The 19864-nt window shown below is 70.2% G+C and carries 15 protein-coding genes, 1 tRNA gene and 3 pseudogenes; 10 read left to right on the plus strand and 9 right to left on the minus strand.

Annotation, left to right across the window (positions count from 1 at the left end; genetic code table 11):
• Nucleotides 1-200 precede the first annotated feature (200 nt).
• Both ACZ6ZQ_RS02165 and ACZ6ZQ_RS02170 read right to left on the minus strand, forming a co-directional pair.
• Entirely contained in the window at nt 201-1340 is a 1140-nt protein-coding gene (locus ACZ6ZQ_RS02165) for a mandelate racemase/muconate lactonizing enzyme family protein (protein ID WP_469766626.1), read from the minus strand.
• Between the two features lie 38 nt (nt 1341-1378).
• A pseudogene (locus tag ACZ6ZQ_RS02170) lies at nt 1379-2436 on the minus strand (LacI family DNA-binding transcriptional regulator).
• A 186-nt stretch (nt 2437-2622) separates the two neighbouring features.
• Here ACZ6ZQ_RS02170 and ACZ6ZQ_RS02175 point away from each other — a divergent pair.
• The 4 genes and pseudogenes from ACZ6ZQ_RS02175 to ACZ6ZQ_RS02190 all read left to right on the plus strand — a co-directional run.
• Nucleotides 2623-3471 carry an ABC transporter permease gene (locus ACZ6ZQ_RS02175; RefSeq protein WP_469766814.1) on the plus strand — a complete coding sequence of 283 codons (849 nt, stop codon included), beginning with the start codon at nt 2623-2625 and terminating at the stop codon, nt 3469-3471.
• A 72-nt stretch (nt 3472-3543) separates the two neighbouring features.
• On the plus strand, nt 3544-4566 hold the full coding sequence (locus ACZ6ZQ_RS02180) for an ABC transporter substrate-binding protein (RefSeq protein WP_469766627.1): 1023 nt from the start codon (nt 3544-3546) through the stop codon (nt 4564-4566).
• Nucleotides 4567-4568: 2 nt separating this feature from the next.
• Nucleotides 4569-5417 carry an ABC transporter ATP-binding protein gene (locus ACZ6ZQ_RS02185; protein ID WP_469766628.1) on the plus strand — a complete coding sequence of 283 codons (849 nt, stop codon included), beginning with the start codon at nt 4569-4571 and terminating at the stop codon, nt 5415-5417.
• Nucleotides 5387-5613, plus strand: a pseudogene (locus ACZ6ZQ_RS02190) (GNAT family N-acetyltransferase); the annotation flags it as partial. The gene ACZ6ZQ_RS02185 and the pseudogene ACZ6ZQ_RS02190, both read left to right, overlap by 31 nt.
• Before the next feature lie 124 nt (nt 5614-5737).
• Here ACZ6ZQ_RS02190 and ACZ6ZQ_RS02195 read toward each other — a convergent pair.
• Both ACZ6ZQ_RS02195 and ACZ6ZQ_RS02200 read right to left on the minus strand, forming a co-directional pair.
• Entirely contained in the window at nt 5738-6625 is an 888-nt protein-coding gene (locus tag ACZ6ZQ_RS02195) for a sugar phosphate isomerase/epimerase family protein (protein WP_469766629.1), read from the minus strand.
• A gap of 13 nt (nt 6626-6638) precedes the next feature.
• Complete coding sequence (locus tag ACZ6ZQ_RS02200) at nt 6639-10115, minus strand: ThuA domain-containing protein (protein WP_469766630.1); 3477 nt, start codon at nt 10113-10115, stop codon at nt 6639-6641.
• 180 nt (nt 10116-10295) lie between these two features.
• Here ACZ6ZQ_RS02200 and ACZ6ZQ_RS02205 point away from each other — a divergent pair, with 180 nt between their 5' ends.
• From ACZ6ZQ_RS02205 to tgmB, 3 genes are all read left to right on the plus strand, one after another.
• On the plus strand, nt 10296-10664 hold the full coding sequence (locus ACZ6ZQ_RS02205) for an MmcQ/YjbR family DNA-binding protein (RefSeq protein ID WP_469766631.1): 369 nt from the start codon (nt 10296-10298) through the stop codon (nt 10662-10664).
• 516 nt (nt 10665-11180) lie between these two features.
• Nucleotides 11181-11372 carry a putative ATP-grasp-modified RiPP gene (gene tgmA / locus ACZ6ZQ_RS02210; protein ID WP_469766632.1) on the plus strand — a complete coding sequence of 64 codons (192 nt, stop codon included), beginning with the start codon at nt 11181-11183 and terminating at the stop codon, nt 11370-11372.
• Between the two features lie 15 nt (nt 11373-11387).
• Nucleotides 11388-12326 carry an ATP-grasp ribosomal peptide maturase gene (gene tgmB / locus ACZ6ZQ_RS02215; protein ID WP_469766633.1) on the plus strand — a complete coding sequence of 313 codons (939 nt, stop codon included), beginning with the start codon at nt 11388-11390 and terminating at the stop codon, nt 12324-12326.
• A 20-nt stretch (nt 12327-12346) separates the two neighbouring features.
• Here tgmB and ACZ6ZQ_RS02220 read toward each other — a convergent pair whose 3' ends face one another.
• Entirely contained in the window at nt 12347-13258 is a 912-nt protein-coding gene (locus tag ACZ6ZQ_RS02220) for a transketolase family protein (RefSeq protein WP_469766634.1), read from the minus strand.
• A gap of 37 nt (nt 13259-13295) precedes the next feature.
• Nucleotides 13296-14018 (minus strand): transketolase, encoded by a 723-nt coding sequence (locus tag ACZ6ZQ_RS02225; RefSeq protein ID WP_469766635.1) that lies wholly within the window; start codon nt 14016-14018, stop codon nt 13296-13298.
• 125 nt (nt 14019-14143) lie between these two features.
• On the opposite strand from ACZ6ZQ_RS02225, the gene ACZ6ZQ_RS02230 reads away from it, so the two are divergent.
• The 3 genes and pseudogenes from ACZ6ZQ_RS02230 to ACZ6ZQ_RS02240 all read left to right on the plus strand — a co-directional run.
• Nucleotides 14144-14217, plus strand: a tRNA-Pro gene (locus ACZ6ZQ_RS02230).
• 425 nt (nt 14218-14642) lie between these two features.
• Nucleotides 14643-16100, plus strand: a complete 1458-nt coding sequence (locus ACZ6ZQ_RS02235; RefSeq protein WP_469766636.1) for a gluconokinase, GntK/IdnK-type — start codon at nt 14643-14645, stop codon at nt 16098-16100.
• Nucleotides 16101-16122: 22 nt separating this feature from the next.
• Nucleotides 16123-16341 (plus strand): annotated as a pseudogene (locus tag ACZ6ZQ_RS02240) (SulP family inorganic anion transporter); the annotation flags it as partial.
• 210 nt (nt 16342-16551) lie between these two features.
• Here the strand turns inward: ACZ6ZQ_RS02240 and ACZ6ZQ_RS02245 are convergent.
• The 3 genes from ACZ6ZQ_RS02245 to ACZ6ZQ_RS02255 are packed head-to-tail and all read right to left on the minus strand — an operon-like array spanning nt 16552 to nt 19861.
• Nucleotides 16552-17622 (minus strand): class I SAM-dependent methyltransferase, encoded by a 1071-nt coding sequence (locus ACZ6ZQ_RS02245; protein ID WP_469766637.1) that lies wholly within the window; start codon nt 17620-17622, stop codon nt 16552-16554.
• A complete protein-coding gene (locus ACZ6ZQ_RS02250) occupies nt 17619-18911 on the minus strand; it encodes a glycosyltransferase (RefSeq protein WP_469766638.1) in 1293 nt (430 codons plus the stop codon). The genes ACZ6ZQ_RS02245 and ACZ6ZQ_RS02250 overlap by 4 nt, the downstream gene beginning before the upstream one ends.
• Complete coding sequence (locus ACZ6ZQ_RS02255) at nt 18908-19861, minus strand: alpha/beta fold hydrolase (protein WP_469766639.1); 954 nt, start codon at nt 19859-19861, stop codon at nt 18908-18910. The genes ACZ6ZQ_RS02250 and ACZ6ZQ_RS02255 overlap by 4 nt, the downstream gene beginning before the upstream one ends.
• Between the last annotated feature and the right edge of the window lie 3 nt (nt 19862-19864).

Genomic DNA, 19864 nt, shown 5'->3' on the forward strand with positions numbered 1-19864 from the left:
CGGTAAAGGTTTCGTGGGCATATGGCACTGAGGGACAGGAGCCCTGTCCCAGAGGCGGGCAAACAGGTTTATGAGGCACGAGAGCGCAGCCAACAGTCCTGTTGCAGCGGCCGGTTGACCGTTCCCGTCCTACCGGCGCACCGGGGTGTCAACCGGCGCACACCGTCACACCTGCGCGTCGGCGTTCAGAATGCGCCGTTTCAGGCCCGCTGCTCCAGTACGTCGACGGCCAGCCGCCGCACCACCGACTCGTCCACCTCCACCCCGAGACCGGGGGAGTCCGGCACATGCGCCAACCCCTTCTCCACCCGCACCGTGACCCCCGTATAAGGGGAGTCGATGAACTGCCGGCCATTGAGATCGACCGGGGTGCCGATGCCGAACGCGGCGAAGAGATGCAGCGAGGCGGCCAGGCCCAGATCGGAATCGGTGAGCCCCGACCCCATCAGCCGCACCCCGCAGTCCTCCGCCAGCGCGCACAGCCGGCGCGACAGGGTCAGCCCTCCGCTGCGCTGCACCTTGGCGATGGCGACGTCCACGGCCTCCAGCTTCACGAACGTCGCGAGATCGGTCGGATGGCGCAGGCTCTCGTCGAGCGCCACCGGCACCGGGGACTGCTCACGCAGCCGGCGCAGCCCCGCGATGTCGTTGGCCGGCAGCGGCTGCTCGAACGCCGTGACCCCAAGGGGTTCGAGGCGGCACGCCATCCGCAGCGCCGCGTCCACCGTGTACGCCTGGTTGGCGTCGACCCAGAGCGGGGCGGCCGGGGCGTGCTCGCGGACCGCGGCCACCACCGCAGCGTCGGTCGGCTCGTCGTGCAGACCGATCTTCACCTTGAAGGCGCGGTGGCCCGCGTCCGTGCCCTCCGCCACGCTGTCGCCCACCTCGGCCGGCGACTGACCCGAGACGACCCAGCCCAGCTCGACCGTCTCCGTGCGCCGCTGACCCCACATCACGCCGAGCGGGACGCCCGCGGCCCGGCCCAGCAGATCGTGCAATGCCACGTCCACCGCGCTCTTGGCGAGCGGGGAGCCGATCGACAGCCCCCGGTTGACAGCACGGTCGAAGGCCGTGTCCACGGCGTCGAGATTCCATGCGGGCCGGCCGGTGATAGCCGGCGCCAGATAGCGGTCGACGGTGGTGACGATGGACTCGGCGGTCTCGTACGTCCACGCGGGTATCGGGGTTGCCTCGCCCCAGCCGTGCACGCCGTCCGCGCTGACCTTCACCAGGATCCGGATCGACGGCTTTCCCGCGACGGCCACCGCGCCGCCCGAGACCCCGAAGGACCGCCGGGTGGGCAGGGCGACCGCGAAGGTCTCGACACGCTCGATGTTCATCAATGGGTCCTCTCTACAGGAAGGCAGGCGGACAGGCTCTAGGAGGCTGGTGGCGCTGTGCTGGCACGCAGGACGACCTCGCCGCCGGCCCGCAGCACACGCGAGCGACGGCCGGGCGGCTCGCGCAGCGCCAGCGCCATGGCGTCACGGCCCATGGCGGTGAGCGGCAGGGCGACCGTGGTGAGTGGCGGTGTCAGCTCCCGTACGAGCGGGATGTCGTCGAAGCCGGCGAGCGAGATGTCCTCGGGCACCCGCACCCCCGCCTCCCGGAAGGCGGCGAGCGCCCCGACCGCCATCACATCGGTCACGGCGAAGACACAGGTCGTACGGGTGGCGCCGACGCTCGACAGCAGCTCGCGGGCGGCCGCGTGCCCGCCCTCCCGGGTGAAGGCACCCCGTACGACCCGCTCGGGCCGCAGTACCACCCCGCCACCGGCGAGCCCCTCACGGAAACCGGCCAGCCGGTCGGAGACGGTGGTGAGTTCGGGCGGCCCGCTGAGCACGGCGAACTCCCGGTGGCCCAGCGTCAGCAGGGACCGGGCCAGGGACGCGGCTCCCGCGCGGTTCTCCGGCAGAACGGCGTCCACCCGCAGGCTGCGGTGCCGGCTGACGACGGCGACCCGGCCGCCGGCCCGTACGTACGGGTCGAGCTCGGCGGCCATCGCCCGCTCCCATGAACGGTTCTGGAACCCGGACCCGATCAGGAGGATGGCCCGGGCGCGCTGGGCCCGGAGCATGGAGACGTACGCGATCTCCCGCTCCGGTTCACGGAAGGTGCTGGCCAGCATGACGAGGAGGTCGTGCTCCGCGGCGGTCCGCATCACTCCGCCCGCGATGGCCGCGAAGTACGGATCGCCGACGTCATGGCAGATGACACCCACGGTGTTGTTGGAGGCGCTGGCGAGCGCCTGCGCATGGGCGTTGGGGTATGTACCCCCAGCATGTCGGCCGCGGCGCGCACCCGTTGGCGAAGCTCCTCCCGGACCCGGGTGGTGCCGTTGAGCGCTCTGGACGCCGTCGCGAGGGAGACGCCCGCTCTACGGGCGACGGTGTCCAGCGTGACGTGGGGCTGTGCCTGTCCGTGCCGTTCACTCAACCCGACCTCCCGGAAACTTCGGGACGACCTATTGACCGTGCGTGCAGGCAGTCATTAGCGTGGCGACACCTTAGCAGAAAGCGCTTTCTGAAAGCGCTTGTTCGGACACACGCGAACACAGCTCTTCATCGAAGCTCTTCGCAACTGCCCCGGATTCCTGAGGAGTTCACCGTGAGCCAGAGCGTCATGACGGCACAGTCGGCAGAGGTGAAGGGGGTTGCCGAGCGGGACAGGCCAGGGACGGGAGGGCGGTTCGCCCGCGCGCTCGAGAAGAGCTGGCGGCCGTTCGCCCTGCTGCTTGCCTGCTTCGGCGCCTGGTGGCTCATCTCCGCCGCCGAGCTCGTGGAGGCGTATCTCGTCCCCTCGCCCGGCGCGACCCTCGATGTCCTGCTGGAGAAGAGCGACTACATCTGGCACCACAGCTGGGTTACCACGTACGAGACACTCCTCGGTTTCGTGATCGCCGTCGCTGTCGGTGTGCTCGCGGCTGTGGCCATGGTCTGGTCCGCGACCGTGGAGAAGACGCTTTACCCGATCCTGCTCTTCGCCCAGGTCGTACCGAAGATCGCGATCGCTCCGCTGTTCGTCGTCTGGCTCGGCTTCGGGATCGCGCCGAAGATCCTGATCGCCGTGCTGATCGCCTTCTTCCCCGTGGTGATCTCGATGGTCACCGGCCTCAAGGCGGTCGACCCGGAGATGCTGCAACTCTCCGCCACCATGGGGGCAAGGCCGTGGCAGACCTTCGCCAAGATCCGCTTCCCGGCCTCGCTGCCGCATCTCTTCGCCGGCCTCAAGGTCGCCGTCACCCTCGCCGTGACCGGCGCCGTCGTCGGCGAGTTCGTCGGCGCGAACGAGGGGCTCGGCTATGTGATCCTCCAGGCCAACGGCAACCTCGACACGCCGATGCTCTTCGCCGGGCTCCTCGTCATGTCGCTGATCGGCGTCGTCCTCTTCGTGCTCGTCGAGATCGCCGAGAAGCTGCTGCTCCCGTGGCACGCCAGCCGCCGCGGAACCGACGTCACCACCACTTTCTGAGAGACACCACCCCCACTTCTGAGAGACGTCACCACCACTTCCTGAGACGTGAGACTTCCGAGAGGGCCAGCCATGACTGCGCGCAGACTCCTGATCGGCCTCGTACCGCTGCTCCTGGCCGCCACGGCCTGCGGTGAAGGCGATGGTTCGGACACCACCACCAGCGACTCGGGCAAGAAGCTCGACAAGGTGACGCTGACGCTCAACTGGTATCCGTACGGCGAGCACGCGCCGTTCTACTACGGCAAACAGCAGAAGATCTTCGAGAAGCACGGTATCGATCTGACGATCAACGCAGGGCAGGGCTCGCAGAAGACGGTGCAGGCGACCGCCGCCGGCCAGACCGACTTCGGCTGGGCCGACACTCCTGCCGTGCTCTCCGGAGTCGACCAGGGTGTCAAGGTCAAGAGCCTCGGCGTCTTCCTGCAGACCACACCGTCGTCCGTGCAGTCCTTCGACTCGGCCGGCATCGCATCCCCTGCCGACCTCAAGGGCAAGACCATCGCGGGCACGGCGGGCGACGCGCTCTCCAAGACCTTTCCGATCTTCCTCAAGAAGAACGGCCTGAGTGAGACCGACGTCAAGGTCCAGAACACCGACCCGGCGGGCAAGATCGCCGCGGTGATCTCCGGCAAGACTGACGGTCTGCTCGGCTACGCCAGCGACCAGGGCCCGACCATGCAGAACAAGGCCAAGAAGGACGTCTCGTACCTCCGCTTCTCCGAGAACGGGCTCAACTTCTACTCCAACGGTCTGATCGCCGGTCAGAAGACCCTCAGCGGCCGGGCGGACGTCGTCAAGCGCATGGTCCAGGCCGTCAGCGAGTCCTGGGCCGCGGCCGAGAAGGCGCCGGACCCGGCCGTCGCGGCGATGGAGGGCGCCTCGGAGCAGCTGCCGCCGAGGGAGGTCCTCGCCGAGCAGTTCAGGACGACCGTGACGCTGCTGCACACCGCGGCCACCCAGGGCAAGGCGCCCGGCGTCAACACGGAGACGGACTGGCAGCAGACCATCGACGTGTTCGCCGAAGCCGGTCTGGTGAAGAGCCCGAAGGCCGTGTCGGAGTACTGGGACAGCGCCTCGGCGCTGAAGGGGTGACGATGGCCAGGGACACGAGCCTGCGGGACGCGCCGGTGAAGACGACGGCAGGGACGGGGGGTTCCGGGGGTGCGGCAGGTGCGGCGGCGGTAGCCCTGGAGGACATCGCCGTACGCTTCCGCTCCAAGCGCCGAGATGTCACCGCACTGCACGAGGTCTCCCTCGATGTCGCCATGGGAGAGTTCGTCGCCATCGTCGGACCGTCCGGCTGCGGAAAGTCGACCCTGCTCAAGCTGGTGGCGGGGCTGCTGAAGCCGTCGGCAGGCCAGGTCAGGCTGAACGGCGAGCTGGTGAAGGGGCCGCGCCACGACATCGGTTACGTCTTCCAGCGCGCCGCCCTGCTCGAATGGCGCTCCGCCCGCCGCAACATCCTCATCCAGGCGGAGATGCGCAGGATGCCGTCCGAGCGGGCCCGGGACCGCGCCGAGCAGCTCATCACGATGACCGGGCTCACCGGCTTCGAGGACGCGTATCCGCATGAGCTGTCCGGCGGCATGCAGCAACGTGTCGCGCTCTGCCGGGCCCTGCTCCACGAGCCGCCGGTGCTGCTGATGGACGAGCCGTTCGGTGCGCTCGACGCGCTGACCCGCGAGCAGATGAACATGGAGCTCAACCGGATCTGGCGGGAGACCGGCACGACCGTGCTGCTGGTCACCCACTCCATCTCGGAGGCCGTCTATCTGGCCGACCGGGTGGTCGTCATGAGCCCGCGCCCCGGCACCGTCACCGAGATCATCGATGTCGGGCTGCCGGCCGAACGGGACTACACGGAGACCCTGGGCCGGGCCGAGTTCCGGGAGGCCACAGGCCACATCAGGGATCTGCTCGGGGCGGCCTCGGCGCACGACTGAGCCATGCGGCGGCGGCCGCCGGAGCCACCCTTCTCGTCCTGGACACCGAGACCGGCAGCCCCGCCGAGACCCTGTACCGCACAGCCGGATGGACGGCGACCGGGGTGAACCCGACTACGCCGCCGACCCGGCCGGAGAGCTGCGTCCGACGACGCTGTTCTACAAGAGCCTGGTGAAGGACCTGGCTCCGCGCTGACGTTCACCCGCCAAGACCCCCGCCGGGACCCCCGCTGGGGCCCTCTGCCGGCCCCCGTCCGAACGCCCGCTGGGCCCCCCGTCCCGGCCCCGCCGACGCGGCCGGGACGGGGGAGACACGGGCGTCAGTACCGCAACCTGGACAGGTACGTGTAGCTGTTCAGGGCGGTCGCGAACGGATCGGCCGGCGAGTCGTGCTCGACGAGCCACTGCCGTACGCCCCCGCTGCCCGCCGTGTCGAACATCGCGGCGAAGTCCAGGACACCCGACCCCACATCGGCGAAGCCGCCGTCCGGCGCCATGTCCTTCACATGGAGCGCGGGGAAGCGTCGGCGGTGGCGTACGAACAGGGACCGCGGGTCCGCCCCGCCCTTCGCCGCCCAGTACACGTCCAGCTCGAAGCCGACCAGTTCGGGATCGGTCTCGTTCAGCAGAATCTCGTACAGATTCTCGCCCTCCACGACGGCATGATCGCTGCCGTGGTTGTGGAAGAGCAGCGGCCCGAGACCGGCCTCCCGAGCGGCGAGGCCCGCCTTGTTGAACTCCCTTGCCGCTTCCCGGAATCCGGCCGGGGTGTGCATCGCACCGGGCAGACTCGGGACGACGATCCACCGTGCGCCGAGCGTATGGATGTCGTCCAGGGCCTGCGGCAGCCCGGTGCCGGTCACCGTCGGGTACCCGACGTGCTCCAGCACCGCCTTCAGCCGTGTCTCGTCGAGCAGCTGCCGGATGGCGGCGGCCGTGTTGCCGTGCCGGCCGCTCACGCCCACGGTCGCGTACCCGGTCTCCGCGAGCCGGGCGAGCGTACCCCCGAAGTCCTGCGCCAGGGACGTGCGCATGGTGTACAGGTGCATACCGAGGCCGGAGGGCGGGATGCGCCGCCGTCCACAGCTGTCCGCCGAGTCTGCCGGGGCCGCTTGGGCGGCCCCGGCGGTCGTGGCCGTGCCCAGCCCCGCCGTCGCGGCGAGACCCAGCGCCGTACCGAGGAACGCGCGTCTTGAGCCGTGCAGCATGAGAAGTCCCCTCTCAGCTCACCGTGATCCGGACAGTGCCGGTGGTCGTGTCGCCCTTGTCGTCCGTGACGGTCAGATGTGCCGTGTACGCGCCGGGCCTGGCGTATGTGTGCGCCGCGGTCGGCCCCTCCGGCGGGGCCGCCTTGCCGCCGTCGCCGAAGTCCCAGTGGTACGCGGCGATCGTGCGTCCGGACAGCGGCATGACGTTCCCGCTCAGCCGGACGGCCAGGGGCCCGGTGCCCGTCGCCGGTGCTGCGGTGACCTCGACCTTCGTCCCCGGGCGTTTCTCGACACCCCGCCCGTTGAAGTGCAGCCAGTCCACCGCGAACAGATCAGGCTTCTCGGCCGACCACTCGGAGTTGGTGAACACGGCGTACAGCTTCACCGTCCGCCCCGGGTCCTTCAGCGCGGTGGTGGGAGAGACGACATTGCCCCAGCCGCCCGTGTTCGGGACGGTCACCTGGCCCAGCAGAGGTCCGGTGGGCGAACCGGCGCGGAACTCGACCCTGCCGCCGAGCCCGGCCGACGCCGCGCCCACCGTCACCGAGTCGACGCCCCTGAGGTTCACCGGGTCGAATGAGATCCAGTCGCCGTGCTCGATCTCGGAGAGCCGCTTGCCGCCCGACGCGTCGGTCCGGCTCGCGACCACGGCGCCGCCCTGCGCGCCTCCCGTCGTCGTGAAGTGCTCGGCCTCCCGGAACGACGTGCGCAGCGTCAGCGACGCCGAACCGGTCAGCGCGGGCACGCCGCCCGGGCCGCCCCTGTCCTCGTACTGCGCGCTGATGCCGTAGTACAGATTCTGGCCCGGTCCATGGCTGTCCCCGGCGTCCGTCACGATCTCGCCCGCGCAGCCGGTGTAGTTGTCCAGCGGATGCAGATGGGAGTCGTGGCCGAGCTGCGACTGCACGACGACCCGCGAGCAGTCGATCCGGCCGGTGCTTTCGTCCTCCCGGTCCTTCACCCTCACGATGAAGGGGATGGTGTCGCCGAAGCTGAACATGCCACCGTTCGGCGGCTGCTGGACGGTCACCTCCGGCCGCGTGTTGCCGACGGTGATGTCCTGAACGGCGAGCGCGGTGAGCTCCTGTGGTCCTGTCACCGTCAGCCGGGCCGTGAACCTGCCGTTCGTGCGGTAGGTGTGCGTAGGGTTCGCCTCGGTCGAGTCCGTCGTACCGTTCCCGTCGAAGTCCCAGGCGTACGTGACCGGCTTGCCGTCCGGCAGCCCGGATCCCGCGCTGGAGAACTTCACAGTGAGCGGCCCGGGACCGTTGTCCGGGGTCGCCGTCGCCTTGGCGTCGGGCAGCCGGCCGTCGGCGACGTAGTCGATGCGGTAGATGCCCGATCCCTCGTTGCTGCCGCCGCGGCCCGTGCCGCTGCCGAGGCCGAAGTCGATGACGTACAGCGCCCCGTCGGGACCGAAGTCGGCGTCGAAGGGCTGGTTCCACGTCATGTCACCGAAGACCGTGTTGATCGACTGCAGATCGCCTGCCTTGGCGGGCGCGAACCGCGGATCGGTGAATGTCTGGTCCTTCTGCTGGATGGAGAAGGACTTGAACCACTTCCGGGTCAGCTCGTAGTTCAGCCACTTTCCCTCGAAGTACTCGGGGAATTTGGTGCGATAGGAATTCGCCGGGTCGTAGTCGTACACCGGGCCGCTCATCGGGCCGCCGCCCCCGGTGCCGAGCTCGGGGAATTCCGTGGAGGCGGAGTACGCGTACCAGACCGTGGCGGGTTGCGCGGGCGGCAGCTCCCGCAGACCGGTGTTGTTGGGGGAGTCATTCACCAGTCGCGCACAGTCGAACTTCGCTCCCGGTGTCTTGGTCGCGAAGTCGAAGTCGTTGAAAGGAGTGTTGTTGCCGATGCAGTACGGCCAGCCGAAATTCCCCGCCTTGGTGATGCGGGTGTACTCGACGGTGCCCTCGGGCCCCCGGTCGGGACTGGCCTGCCGGGCATCCGGCCCGTAGTCCGCGACCAGCAGCGCACCGCTCAGCGGATCCGTCGTGATCCGGAACGGGTTGCGCATGCCCATCGCGTAGATCTCGGGGCGGGTCTTCTCCGCGCCGGGCGCGAAGAGGTTTCCGTCGGGGACGGTGTAGGTACCGTCGTCCTGCGGGGTGATCCGGAGGATCTTGCCGCGCAGATCGTTGGTGTTGCCCGAGGTCCCCTGCGCGTCCCAGGCCCGCCGGCCCTCGCGCTCATCGATGGGGGCGAAGCCGTCGGAGGCGAACGGATCGGTGTTGTCGCCGGTCGCGACATACAGATTGCCGCTCTTGTCGAAGGCGAGTGAACCGGCCATATGGGAGTTGGCCCGGCCTTCGCCGCGCAGGGTCGGGATGGTCAGGAGCCGCTTCTCGGAGGCCGGGGCGACCGTGTTGCCGGTGACCGTGAACCGGGACAGATTGATCCGCTTCTCGGTCTTGTCCGAATGCAGCAGATACAGCCAGTGGTTGGTGGCGAAGCCGGGGTCGAGGGCGAGCCCGAGGAGACCGTCGGACTGGCTCGTCATGTCCGGCGTGTACGCGAAGTCCAGCGCCGTCGTGACCTTGAGCGTCGGCTGGTCGATGACCTTGAGCTTGCCGGTGCGCTGGATGAAGAAGACCCGGCGGTCGGGTGCCACGGCCAGCTCGAACGGGTCGGCCAGATCGCTGGTCACGAGGGGAGTGCGCTGGAAGGCGCCGGTGCGGGTGGCGGAGCAGTCACCGGGCTTGGTGCCCGCGGCCCATTCGATGCCGCCGAGCAGATGCTTCAGGAATCCCTCTTCCTGGAAGGCGGACGAGGCGTGGCCGCCGGCGGTGAACCAGGAGCGGCCGCCGTCGTAGTTCTGGCACCACGACCACGGGTGGTCGACGCCCTCGTCGAGACCGGTGATCCCGTCGCGCACCTTGATCTGGGCGAGCGTGTGGACCTTGCCGGTCGGGTTGGTGCGCCAGTTGTACCACTCCTCCGTACGCTCCCAGAGCTCGGGAAGGCCCTGGGTGGAGGGGTGGGTTCGGTCGAGGACCTTGATCCGTCCGGTCTGTACGGCGGGGTGCTTGTCGAAGATCGCGCCGACCAGGCCCTCGTACCACGGCCAGTCGCGCTCACTCGCGGAGGCCGAGTGCAGACCGACCCAGCCGCCGCCCGCGCGGATGTACTTCTGCAGGGCCGCCCGCTGGTCGGCGTCGAGGAGATCACCCTTCTCCGGCGTCGAGTTGGTGTTGTTGAAGACGATCGCCTGGAACCGGGCGAGGTTGGCGTCGGTGAAGGCCGCGGCGTCCGCGGTCGCCTCGACCTCGAAACCGTTCTCGCTGCCCAGCTTCTTGACCGCGTCGATCCCGGCGGGGATCGAGTCGTGCGCGAAGTTCGTGACCTTCGAGAAGACCAGTACGCGGAACGGCGCCGCCGCCTCGGCGCGGGGGGTGGCGGCGACCCCGAGTCCGAGGATCAGTGCCAGTAGAGCCGTGATTGCCTTGACGGTGGTGACGGGTGACATTGCTCTTCGACTACTCATGGCGCTCCCGGTGCTGGTGAGGCGGCTGCGGGTGTCGTCAGGAACAGAAAGCGCTTTCTAGGGTTCGTCGCACAGCGTAGGTTCCGGCGTCACGGGGGGTCAATGGGTCGGAAGAGGGCTCTGATGACGGCCCGTTGGCCGCGAGCGGCGATTGTCAGTGGTGCGTCGTAGGGTCGTCACATGGCCAACGCCGACGACGTACGCAGAATCGCGCTCTCGTTGCCCGGTGCGGTGGAGAAGCTCGCCTGGGGCATGCCCACGTTCAGGGCAGGGCAGGGCGGGAAGATCTTCGCCTCGCTCGACGACGACGATCAGGTGATCGGGGTCAAGTGTCCCAAGGAGGACCGTGACGAGCTGATCGCCTCCGAGCCGGACAAGTTCTTCATACGCCGGGGTCACGACGACAACTACGCCTGGCTTCGGGTGCGGCTCGCCGCGCTGGAGGACGATGACGAGCTCCGCGCGATCCTGCTCGACTCCTGGCGCCAGGCTGCCCCGCGCAAACTGCTCGACGCGTACCCGGAGCTGGGCGATGCGCCGAGGGGCTGAGGCGCTGCACTGCACGGCGGCCTGACCCAGTCGCTGCTGGGAACCGGATTCGGAATCGAGCATGCGGCCGCCGGACACGACGCCGCCGTCAGTGCCGCCGTGGACCTGTCCGTGTCACCGCACGAGTTCATCACCGCGTCGTCCCGCGCCCTGACCGCCGGCCCGGCGAAGGCGGGCGTGCCCCGCCTGATGAGGTGAAGCCGGCCGGTGAGTGGCGCCCTGCGTGCCCTTCATGTGTCCGGACGGTGACCGTTGCGATGCGCGCCGACCGGTCTCTGATGCACCGGAAGGTGCTGGTTGTGGCCGCCGCCGGCGCCGATGCCGAATAGGTCAACGCCACATTCTGTGACGCTACTTGGGAACCCGACCCGATTCCTCGCCCGTCTATTCGATGGGGTCGGGTCCGTTGTGATGACATTCACGCCCACCTCAGCCGAAAGTGACGGAACGTAATGAGTGCCCTACAACATCGGCACGTACTGTTACGTGTGCCCCGACAGTCGACGAAGGAGACTCATGCGACCGTTCGTACTCAACTACGTACTTCCGGCCGAGAGTCCAGCGGTCATCGTGTCCTACACGTACGACTCCGCTCTCCAGTTGAATGTGCTGCCGGACGGGCGGCCTGCCATCGACGACCGCGAGCTGATCCTGGCCGCCGGTACGACGACGTCCACCGCCGGTTCCAAGACGCACTTCGACGACTGACGGCCCGGCGTACCGATGACTGTGCTGATCCTGACGTCCCGGGAGGACGTCACGGCGGACATGGTGGTTGCCAAGTTGCACGACCGCGGTGTCCCCCTGGTGCGCCTCGATCCCGCCGACCTTCCCGGTGAAGCCGCGCTGTCGGCCGAGTACGTCCGCGGTGACTTCTACGGCCATCTGTCGACGGACGGGCGTCTGGTGAGCATGGGGGCCCTGCGTTCCATATGGGTGCGCAGACCCGGCGATCCGGCGGCGCACGCCCCCGAGCCTTCGGAGTGGCTGACCGCCGAGACCGAGCAGGCCCTGTACGGAATGCTGTACTCCGCTACCGTGCGCTGGATGAACCACCCCTGCGTATCCGCGCAGGCACGCTGCAAGCCGTGGCAGTTGGGTCTGGCGCACCGCAGTGGTTTCGCCGTTCCGCCCACGGTCATCACCACATTCCCGCGCGTGGCCCGTCAGTTCGCGGCGCAGTACCGGGACATCGTGGTCAAGGCCGCCTCGGGCCCGCCGTCCGGCGATACTCCGGTCGCTCTGCCCACCACCCGTATCGGCCCGGACACCGACTTCGCCGGAGTGGCGGCCGCCCCCACGCTTCTTCAGCAGTACATCCCCAAGCAGGCCGACATCCGGCTGACCGCGGTCGGCGGGCGGTTGTTCGCCGCCCGGAAGACGTCCGAGTCCGGGCAGGTGGACGGGCGTTACGGCGATTCCGGCCATCCCTGGGCGGCCGCGGACGTCCCGGAGCGCATCGCCCGGGCCGTTCGGGACTACGTGAGCCTCGCCGGACTCGCCTACGCCGCTTTCGACTTCGCCGAGGACGAGGAGGGTGTCTGGTGGTTCCTGGAGTGCAACCAGGGAGGCCAGTTCGGTTTCATCGAACTGGAGACCGGTCAGCCCATCGCGGAAGCGGTCGCTTCCTGGCTGGCCCCGCCGACGCGGGAGCAGACGTAGGGCGGGGCCGGAGCGTCGGCTCAGCGCTGGTCGGCGGGGGCCAGGAACCGTTCGATGCGCGTCCGCAGACCCGCCGGGTCCAGGCCGTGTGCCCTCAGATGCTCCTCGATCTGCCCGTACCGCCGCAGCTCCTGCCTGGCCACTCCCAGGCCGAGCACCCGGTGCGGGACATCGGCGAGGGCATCGTTCGCGGCGGCCGTCGAGGTGCCCGCGAGATACGGCTCGACGATCACCACGTCGGCCGCTCCGCCGCCGGCCGCGCGGCGCACCGTCGCCGCGTCGAAGGGGCGTACGGTCGTCGCGTAGAGCACGGTCACGTCGAGGCCCTCGGTCGCTGCCAGGACGTTGTCCAGCATGGGGCCGACGGCGATCACAGTCCCGCCACGGCCTTCCCGTACGGTCAGGAAACGGGAGCCGTCGACCGTCCGCGCGTGCTCGTTGGACTGCAGGGACAGCCGGACGTACACCCGGTCGTCCCCGGTGGCAGCGGCATGCCGCAGCAGCGTCTCCGCCTCGTCCGGATGCCCGGGCACATGGACGGTCCAGTCGTCGAGCGTGTCGAGCAGCGCCACATCGCCCGGTGACATATGGGTGAAACCGCCAGCGGGCCAGTCGTACGAGGCCCCCGCGCTCACCAGGACCCCGCCCACGCCCTGGTGCCCGAAGTCCAGCTTGACCTGCTCGAACGGCCGCTCCACCAGGAAGCTGGCGAAGGTGTGCACGATCGGTCGCAGACCGGTCAGCGCCAGCCCGCCGCCGACCCCGATCATCAGCTGCTCCCGGATCCCGACGTTGATGACCCGGTCGGGGTGCCTGCGCTCGGCCTGCAGAAAGCCGTCCCTGCTGATCTCGGCCAGGACCAGGGCGAGCCGCGGGTCCTCGTCCAGTAGGCGCGTCGTGGTCGAGATGAAGCGGTCGCGCATCGTATCCATGATCAGTATCCCCCTTTGTGGTGGTTGGCCGTGCTCGTCAGGCGTTCTTGGGCTCGACCCGGGCCACGACGGCCCGCGGCCGGCCCGGGTGCGGCGCGGTGAAGGCCGCGTACAGCGCCTCGTGGTCCCGGCCGTTCACGGTCTCGGCCGACCAGCCCGCGGCCTCGAAGCGCGAGGCGATGCCGCCGGGCCAGCCGTAGGACGCGGACGCGTTGTCGATCACCAGCGTGTGCAGCTGCTCGAGCCCCGCGGGCCCGGCGTATGCGAGGGCCTCGTGATTGCTGCCCTCGTCCAGCTCGGCGTCCCCGATCAGTACCCATACCCGTGGATCGGTGAGCCCCTGCGCCCGCAGCCCCAGCACGGTCCCGACGGCCAGCGGCAGCCCGTGGCCGAGCGACCCGCTGCCGATCTCGGCCCCGGGCACGAGCATCCGGTCGGGGTGGTGCCCGAGCGGCGAGTCGTACGAGCCGAAGCCGGTCAGCAGCTCCTCGTCGAAGAATCCCTTCGCGGCGAGGATCGCGTAGTACGCCATCGGCCCGTGCCCCTTCGAGAGCAGAAACCGGTCCCGGCCGGGCGTGCCGGCCGTCTCCGGCGTCACCTGGAGCACCCGGTCGTAGAGCACCCACAGTGCGTCGAGCGTCGAGGTCGCGGCGGGCCCGTGCTTCTCGTCGCCCGTCATCAGGCCCATGAGGCGGTGCAGATCCTGGTACCGGTGGTCGATTGTGGGAACCCGCACATCGGTGAGCGCTGTGTTCGTCATGACACCCACCGTGCAACTTCAACCGCGCTTGAGGTCAACAGGCAATCGGTTCGTGACCACCGGGCGAAGTGCGGTATGGTTCTCGTGCGCGTTCGGCCGGGGGAAACCCCAGGTCAGGCGGGCATCGGGACGTGGCGCAGCTTGGTAGCGCACTTGACTGGGGGTCAAGGGGTCGCAGGTTCAAATCCTGTCGTCCCGACTCTGCTTTCGCAGGTCGGAGGCCGTTCTCTCATGAGTGAGAGGGCGGCCTTTCGTGTGTTCCGGGCTGTGGTGATCGCAATGTGGTCGCGCGGCCGGCCCGGGGCTGGTTCGCGGGGTGGTGCTGAAGGTCCTCCTGCCCCTGTCGCCGGGGAGGGGGGCCGGGATCCCGGGGCACTCAGATCGGGATCGGGTGTACGAAGGGTTCGGTGGATCTTGCCCGGGCGCGTCCACCTCCCCGTACAGGTCCTCGTCCGGGGCGGTCCTCTTCGAGGTGCGATCAGCATCTGCGTGGCCGAGATTGGTAGTAACCGATCGCCCGCTCGCACCCTACCGGCACGTCGGCGTCCGGAGCGGTCAGGAGCGGCCTGGAGCAGTCACAGGAGCAGCCAGGGGCAGCCAGGAGCAGAAGGACGTGACACGCAGATGGAGCACGCTCCGGTGACCGGTGCCGGTCCGCCACCGCTCGTTGTGCTCCTCATCGGCGTGGCGGGATCCGGAAAGTCCACCGTGGGACGCATGCTCGCAGACCGCGTCGGCTGGTCGTTCCAGGAGGCGGACGACCTCCATTCCCCGGAGAACCGGGCCAAGATGGCGTCCGGCGTACCCCTGACCGACGCGGACCGGCGGCCGTGGCTCCACGCCGTCGCGGCCCGGCTGGACGACGACATCGCCGCGCGCCGTCCCGCGGTGGTGACGTGTTCCGCTCTCAAACGGGCCTACCGGGACGAGCTGCTCGTCGGCCGGCCCCGCGTGCGCACGGTGTACCTGAAGGGTTCCCGGGAGCTCCTACACTCCCGGCTGGCCGCTCGGCACGGGCACTTCTTCCCCGCCGAACTGCTGGACAGTCAGTTCGGCGACCTCGAGGAGCCCACCCCCGACGAACCCGTGTGGGTGGTCGGCGTGGACCGGCCGGTGGAGTCCGTCGTCGCAGCCGTCGTCGCTCAGCTGAGCGAGGTCGCTGCCTTCGCGACCGGCGCGCAGTGGGAGCTGTGCCACGGAGAGCACACCGCAGGCATCGCCGAACTGGGAAGCGCGCTCCGGCACTACGAGGTGGGCGGCCGGCCCGTGCTGGACGGCTTCGACGCCGACACTCCGGTCACCGGCGGCCGTGGCCAGCTTCTCGTGCCGTGGCCCAACCGGGTGGGAGGCGGCCGCTACACCTGGAACGGTCAGGAACTGCAACTTCCGCTGAACGAGCCGGCGAAGAACAACGCCATCCACGGGCTGCTCCGCTGGTCCGCGTGGAAGCTGCTGGAGCGCACGGACGACATGGTGCGGACGGGCATCACCCTCTTCCCCCAGCCCGGCTACCCCTTCCACCTGGATGTCTTCGCCGAGTACCGACTGGGGCCCGAGGGGCTGACCGTCACCGTCACCGCGACGAACCTCGGAGAGACCGTGGCACCGTACGGAGCGGGCCAACACCCCTATCTCACGGTGGGCACCGCCCTCGTGGACGAAGCGGTGCTCGCCGTGCCAGCACGGCACTGGCTGCGCACCGACGAGCAGGGCCTGCCGGTGGGCAGCGAACCGGTCGAGGGCACGGCATACGACTTCCGCAGACCGCGGCCTATCGGCGAGCAGGCTCTGGACACGGCCTTCGCCGGACTCGACCGGGACTCCTCCGGCCGCGTCGTCGTCCGCCTCGCTCACCCCTCCGGACGGCACGGCGTCGACGTGTGGCTCGGCGAAGGCGCCGAGTACGTGCAGGTCTACACCGGCGACACGCTTCCCGAGGCCGAACGGCGACGCAGCGTCGCCGTCGAAGCCATGTCCTGCCCACCGGACGCCTTCCGCAGCGGCACATCCGTCGCCGCGCTGGCCCCGGGCTCCCGGCACGTACTCCGCTGGGGGCTGACGCCCTGGGGGCCCACGACATGAGCCCGCGTGCGAAGCGGGGACCGTGACCCGGCCACGCCGGGCCCTGGGCGAAACGCTGCGACGGATCGAGCCCCGCCTGGCCTTCGTCAGCCCCGGACTCGCCCGGCTCCGCGGGCGCCCGGCGGGCGAACGGCGCACGGACCTGGTCGCCGGGCTCACGGTCGCCGCCGTGACCGTCCCCGCCGCGATGGGCATGGCGGAGCTGGCCGGAGTGCCGCCGGTCGTCGGCCTGTATGCCGCGACCCTGCCCCGGTATCGGTCGACCGCCTTGCCCGTCCGCTGGGTCAGGGCCTGTCGTTTGGATCAGGCCGGATCAGCGAGCGGGGTCTGGCGCGTGCAGATGCAAGGCGGAGGAGGGAGCCACTGCGGAGCATTGGCGACTGACGACAACGCAGCAGATGCGCGTGCCAGGGCACGCGAGCCCGGCAAGATCCGAACGACAGGCCCTAGGTCAGTCCCGTCGCGCCACCAGCCGGTACGCGTTGCACAGCCCCAGCCGGTGTGCGAACGGGGCGAGGGCGTGGTCCAGGAGTGTCGCCAGGAGGAGGGCCGGTACGCCCGCGAGGAGGACGGATGTGCGCAGGGCGCGGCGCGGAGCCGCGGGGCGGGTGGGGAGCCAGGGGAGGTCGTCGCGGGGGGCGGCGTTGTCGAGGGCCAGCCAGGTGGCGGCCAGCAGGTCGACCGGTTCGTGGGCCTGGGCGTGCTGCTGGGCGAGGACCGTGAAGCCGAGCCCGGACAGCGCACGGCGCAGATTGCGGACCGGGACGAGATGCAGATGCTGCGGCTGGAGCCAGGGCAGCCACCAGCGGCCGAGGAGCCGGGCGTAGTGGCTGTCCGGGTCCGGTACCTCGACGACCAGGTGCCCGCCGGGGCGGAGCGTCGTGCGGGCCGCTTCCAGTTCCCGCACCGGATCCGTGCTGTGCTCCAGGTAGTGGAACATGCTCACCACGTCGTACGACCCGGTGATCCGTGGCGCCAGTTCGGTGAAACTGCCCCGGTGGCCGCGCTCCACCCGCCCTGCGCGCTCCGCCAGTTCGGCGCCGTCGGACTGGTCGAGCCCGTCGAAGACCACATCCGGGAAGGCCGTACGCGCCACCTCGCAGAAATGCCCGTGCCCCGTGCCGACGTCGAGCCACCGCTTGGCGTCGTCCAGATACGGCGCAACGGACTCGGCACGGCGCCGGTAGGACTTGGTGCGCCCGCTGAACATGCCGCCGAGCTGCTGCTCGCCCAGCCCGTCGTAGAAGTCGCGGTAGTAGAAGGCGAGCCCGCGGCCGCTCAGACGGGGGTTCTGGAAGAGGTGCCGGCAGTCGTGGCACCGGTCGATCCGGAATGCTCCCGGCTTGTGCTGGAGCAGGTCCGGGGTGTGCAGACGACCGCCGATCCGGGCCGAGCCGCACCACGGGCAGGTGTGCCGCATCGGCTCGAAGAACGCCTGCGGGCCGTCGGCCAGTTCGGCCGTGTACCCGGGGCGCAGCGCGGCCACCGTCTCGTGACGCGGTTGCTGCGGGCGGGGCTTCATACGTCGTCCTCCTCACGAGCCAGGCGTTCCAGATGGGTCGCGGCCGCGGCGGCTCCGCCCGCCGCGCGGAATCCGGCCCCGATCGCGCGGGCAGCGGCCCGGTAACCCGGTGCGTACAGAACGGCGTCGACGGCCGCGCCGATCCGGGGCGCGGTGGCGCGCCCGAAGCGGACCCGGACGCCCGCGCCCCGGTCGGCCACCTGCGCGGCGATGACCGGCTGGTCGTCGCGGATGGGTGCGACGACCAGGGGGACGCCGTGCCACAGTGCCTCACACACCGTGTTGTGACCGGCATGGCAGACGACCGCGTCGGCGTGCTCCAGCAGGGCGAGCTGCGGAACGGTGGGGACGGCCAGCAGATCCATGTCGCTCGTGGCTCTGCCGTGGACGCCGAGGACACCCGCGGGGTCGACGACGACGGCCTGCAGCCGGGCGGCGCGCGCCCGCAGCGCCTCGGCGCACTCGGTGAGGAAACGCCCGCCGGCGTCGGTGTTCGCCGTGCCGAGAGTGACCAGCACCGTCGCCCGCCCGGGGTCGAGCCAGTCCCAGGGAAAGCCGGCGGGGGAGGGGCGGGCGGTGAGCGAGGGGCCGACCCAGCGGATACGGTCACCTCCTCGGGCAGGCCGCCCGGCCAGCTCCTCGGTGGTGAACGCCAGCACCAGATGCGGCGAGAACCGCGGATCGGCGGTGCCGCCCGGATCACCGACCCGGCGTCGCAGCTCCCGCAGCAGAGCGTCGTTCCAGGCCGCGACCTTGGGCATGGACGCCAGCACGTCGGTGAATTCGGCGGACGTGGTCGCCGACGTCGCCCACGGCACCCCGAGCCGCTCCGCGACGAGACCTCCCGCCAGCGCCTGCTGGTCGGCGACCACCACATCGGGGCGGAAGGCGGCCACCGCGTCCCGTACGCCCTCGGCCATCGCCTCGGCGAGCGGTACCAGAAACCGCTCCCACAGGAACCGCAGAGCTTCGGGACCCCGGATGTCCGGCGGCCTGATGGCGTCGGCCCCGCGCGCTCCGATGGCGTCGGCGGCCCCGCGCGCTCCGTAGGCCCTGTGCACCCCGGTGGCGATGTCCGGTCCGTTCGCCCCGGTGGCCATGTCCGCCGCGTCCCCCCAGGACGCCGGGCACGGGAAGACCCGAGCCTCGCTCCCGGCGAGCCGGCGTACCAGCTCGGGCACACCGGCCCACGCCACCCGGTGGCCCCGGGAGTCCAGTTCGGCGGCCACTCCGACCAGGGGGTTGATGTGCCCGACGAGCGGTGGGACGACGAACAAGTAGGAGCTCACGGGGTGTTCACCTCCACGGATCTTCCGGATCTCTCCGGTCTCTCCGATCTCCCGGGTGTCTCCGATCTCCTGGCTCTCGCGGATGTCTCGGCTCTCGCGGATGTCTCAGGTCTCATGGATGTCTCGGCTCTCACCGGTCCGGCCGGGACGGCGGGCTCGTGGCGGCTGCGCAGGATCCAGTCGAGAACGATGTCGCGTACCCGGCCCGGCGCCTCCACCAGCACCGAGTGCTCGTGCCCCGGCAGAAGCACGGTCCGGCACCGCGGCAGCAGCGCCCTGAGCCGAGGCGCCTGCTCCGCGAGGTCGGAGTCGCCGCCGTAGAGCGCCAGCACGGGACACCGCAGCGAGCGGATCGCGTCATCGGTCAGGACCTCGCAGGCCGGGATGTCACGGGCGATGGCGGTCTCCCGCACGAGCCGGCCCGCCGCCTTCGCCAGCCGCGCCGTGTGCCGGCCGCGGTGGGTGGCGACCCAGTCGAGAGCGTGCGTCTCGTTCGCCGTCATCTCGTGCCGGACACGGTCCAGCAACCCTGCCAGCTTGTGCGCCCAGGCAGCGGTGGCCGGTTCGGACTCGATCACCGAGATGCTCGCCACCCGGCCGGGTCTGCGGACGGCGTACCCGAAGGCGACCGTCCCGCCGAATGAGTTGCCGACCAGATGGACGGGCCCAGGGATCCCCAGCCGGTCGAGCAGCGCGTCGAGGTCGCCGACGAAGGCGTCGAGGGTGTAGCCGGAGGCCGGCCGTTCGCTACGGCCGTGTCCCCGCTGGTCGTACATCACGACATCGAGCCCTGCCGCGGCGAACGCAGGCGCGATGGTGAAGTAGTAGCTGGCCAGACTGTCGGTCAGCAGGCCGTGCAGCAGGACGGCGGTGGCCGCCGCGGGCCGCCCGTCGCGCGGACCGAGCCGCTGGACGTGCAGCCGGATGCCGCCCGTGTCGACGATCGCCATGAT

This window comes from Streptomyces sp. NPDC053673 (assembly GCF_055585225.1).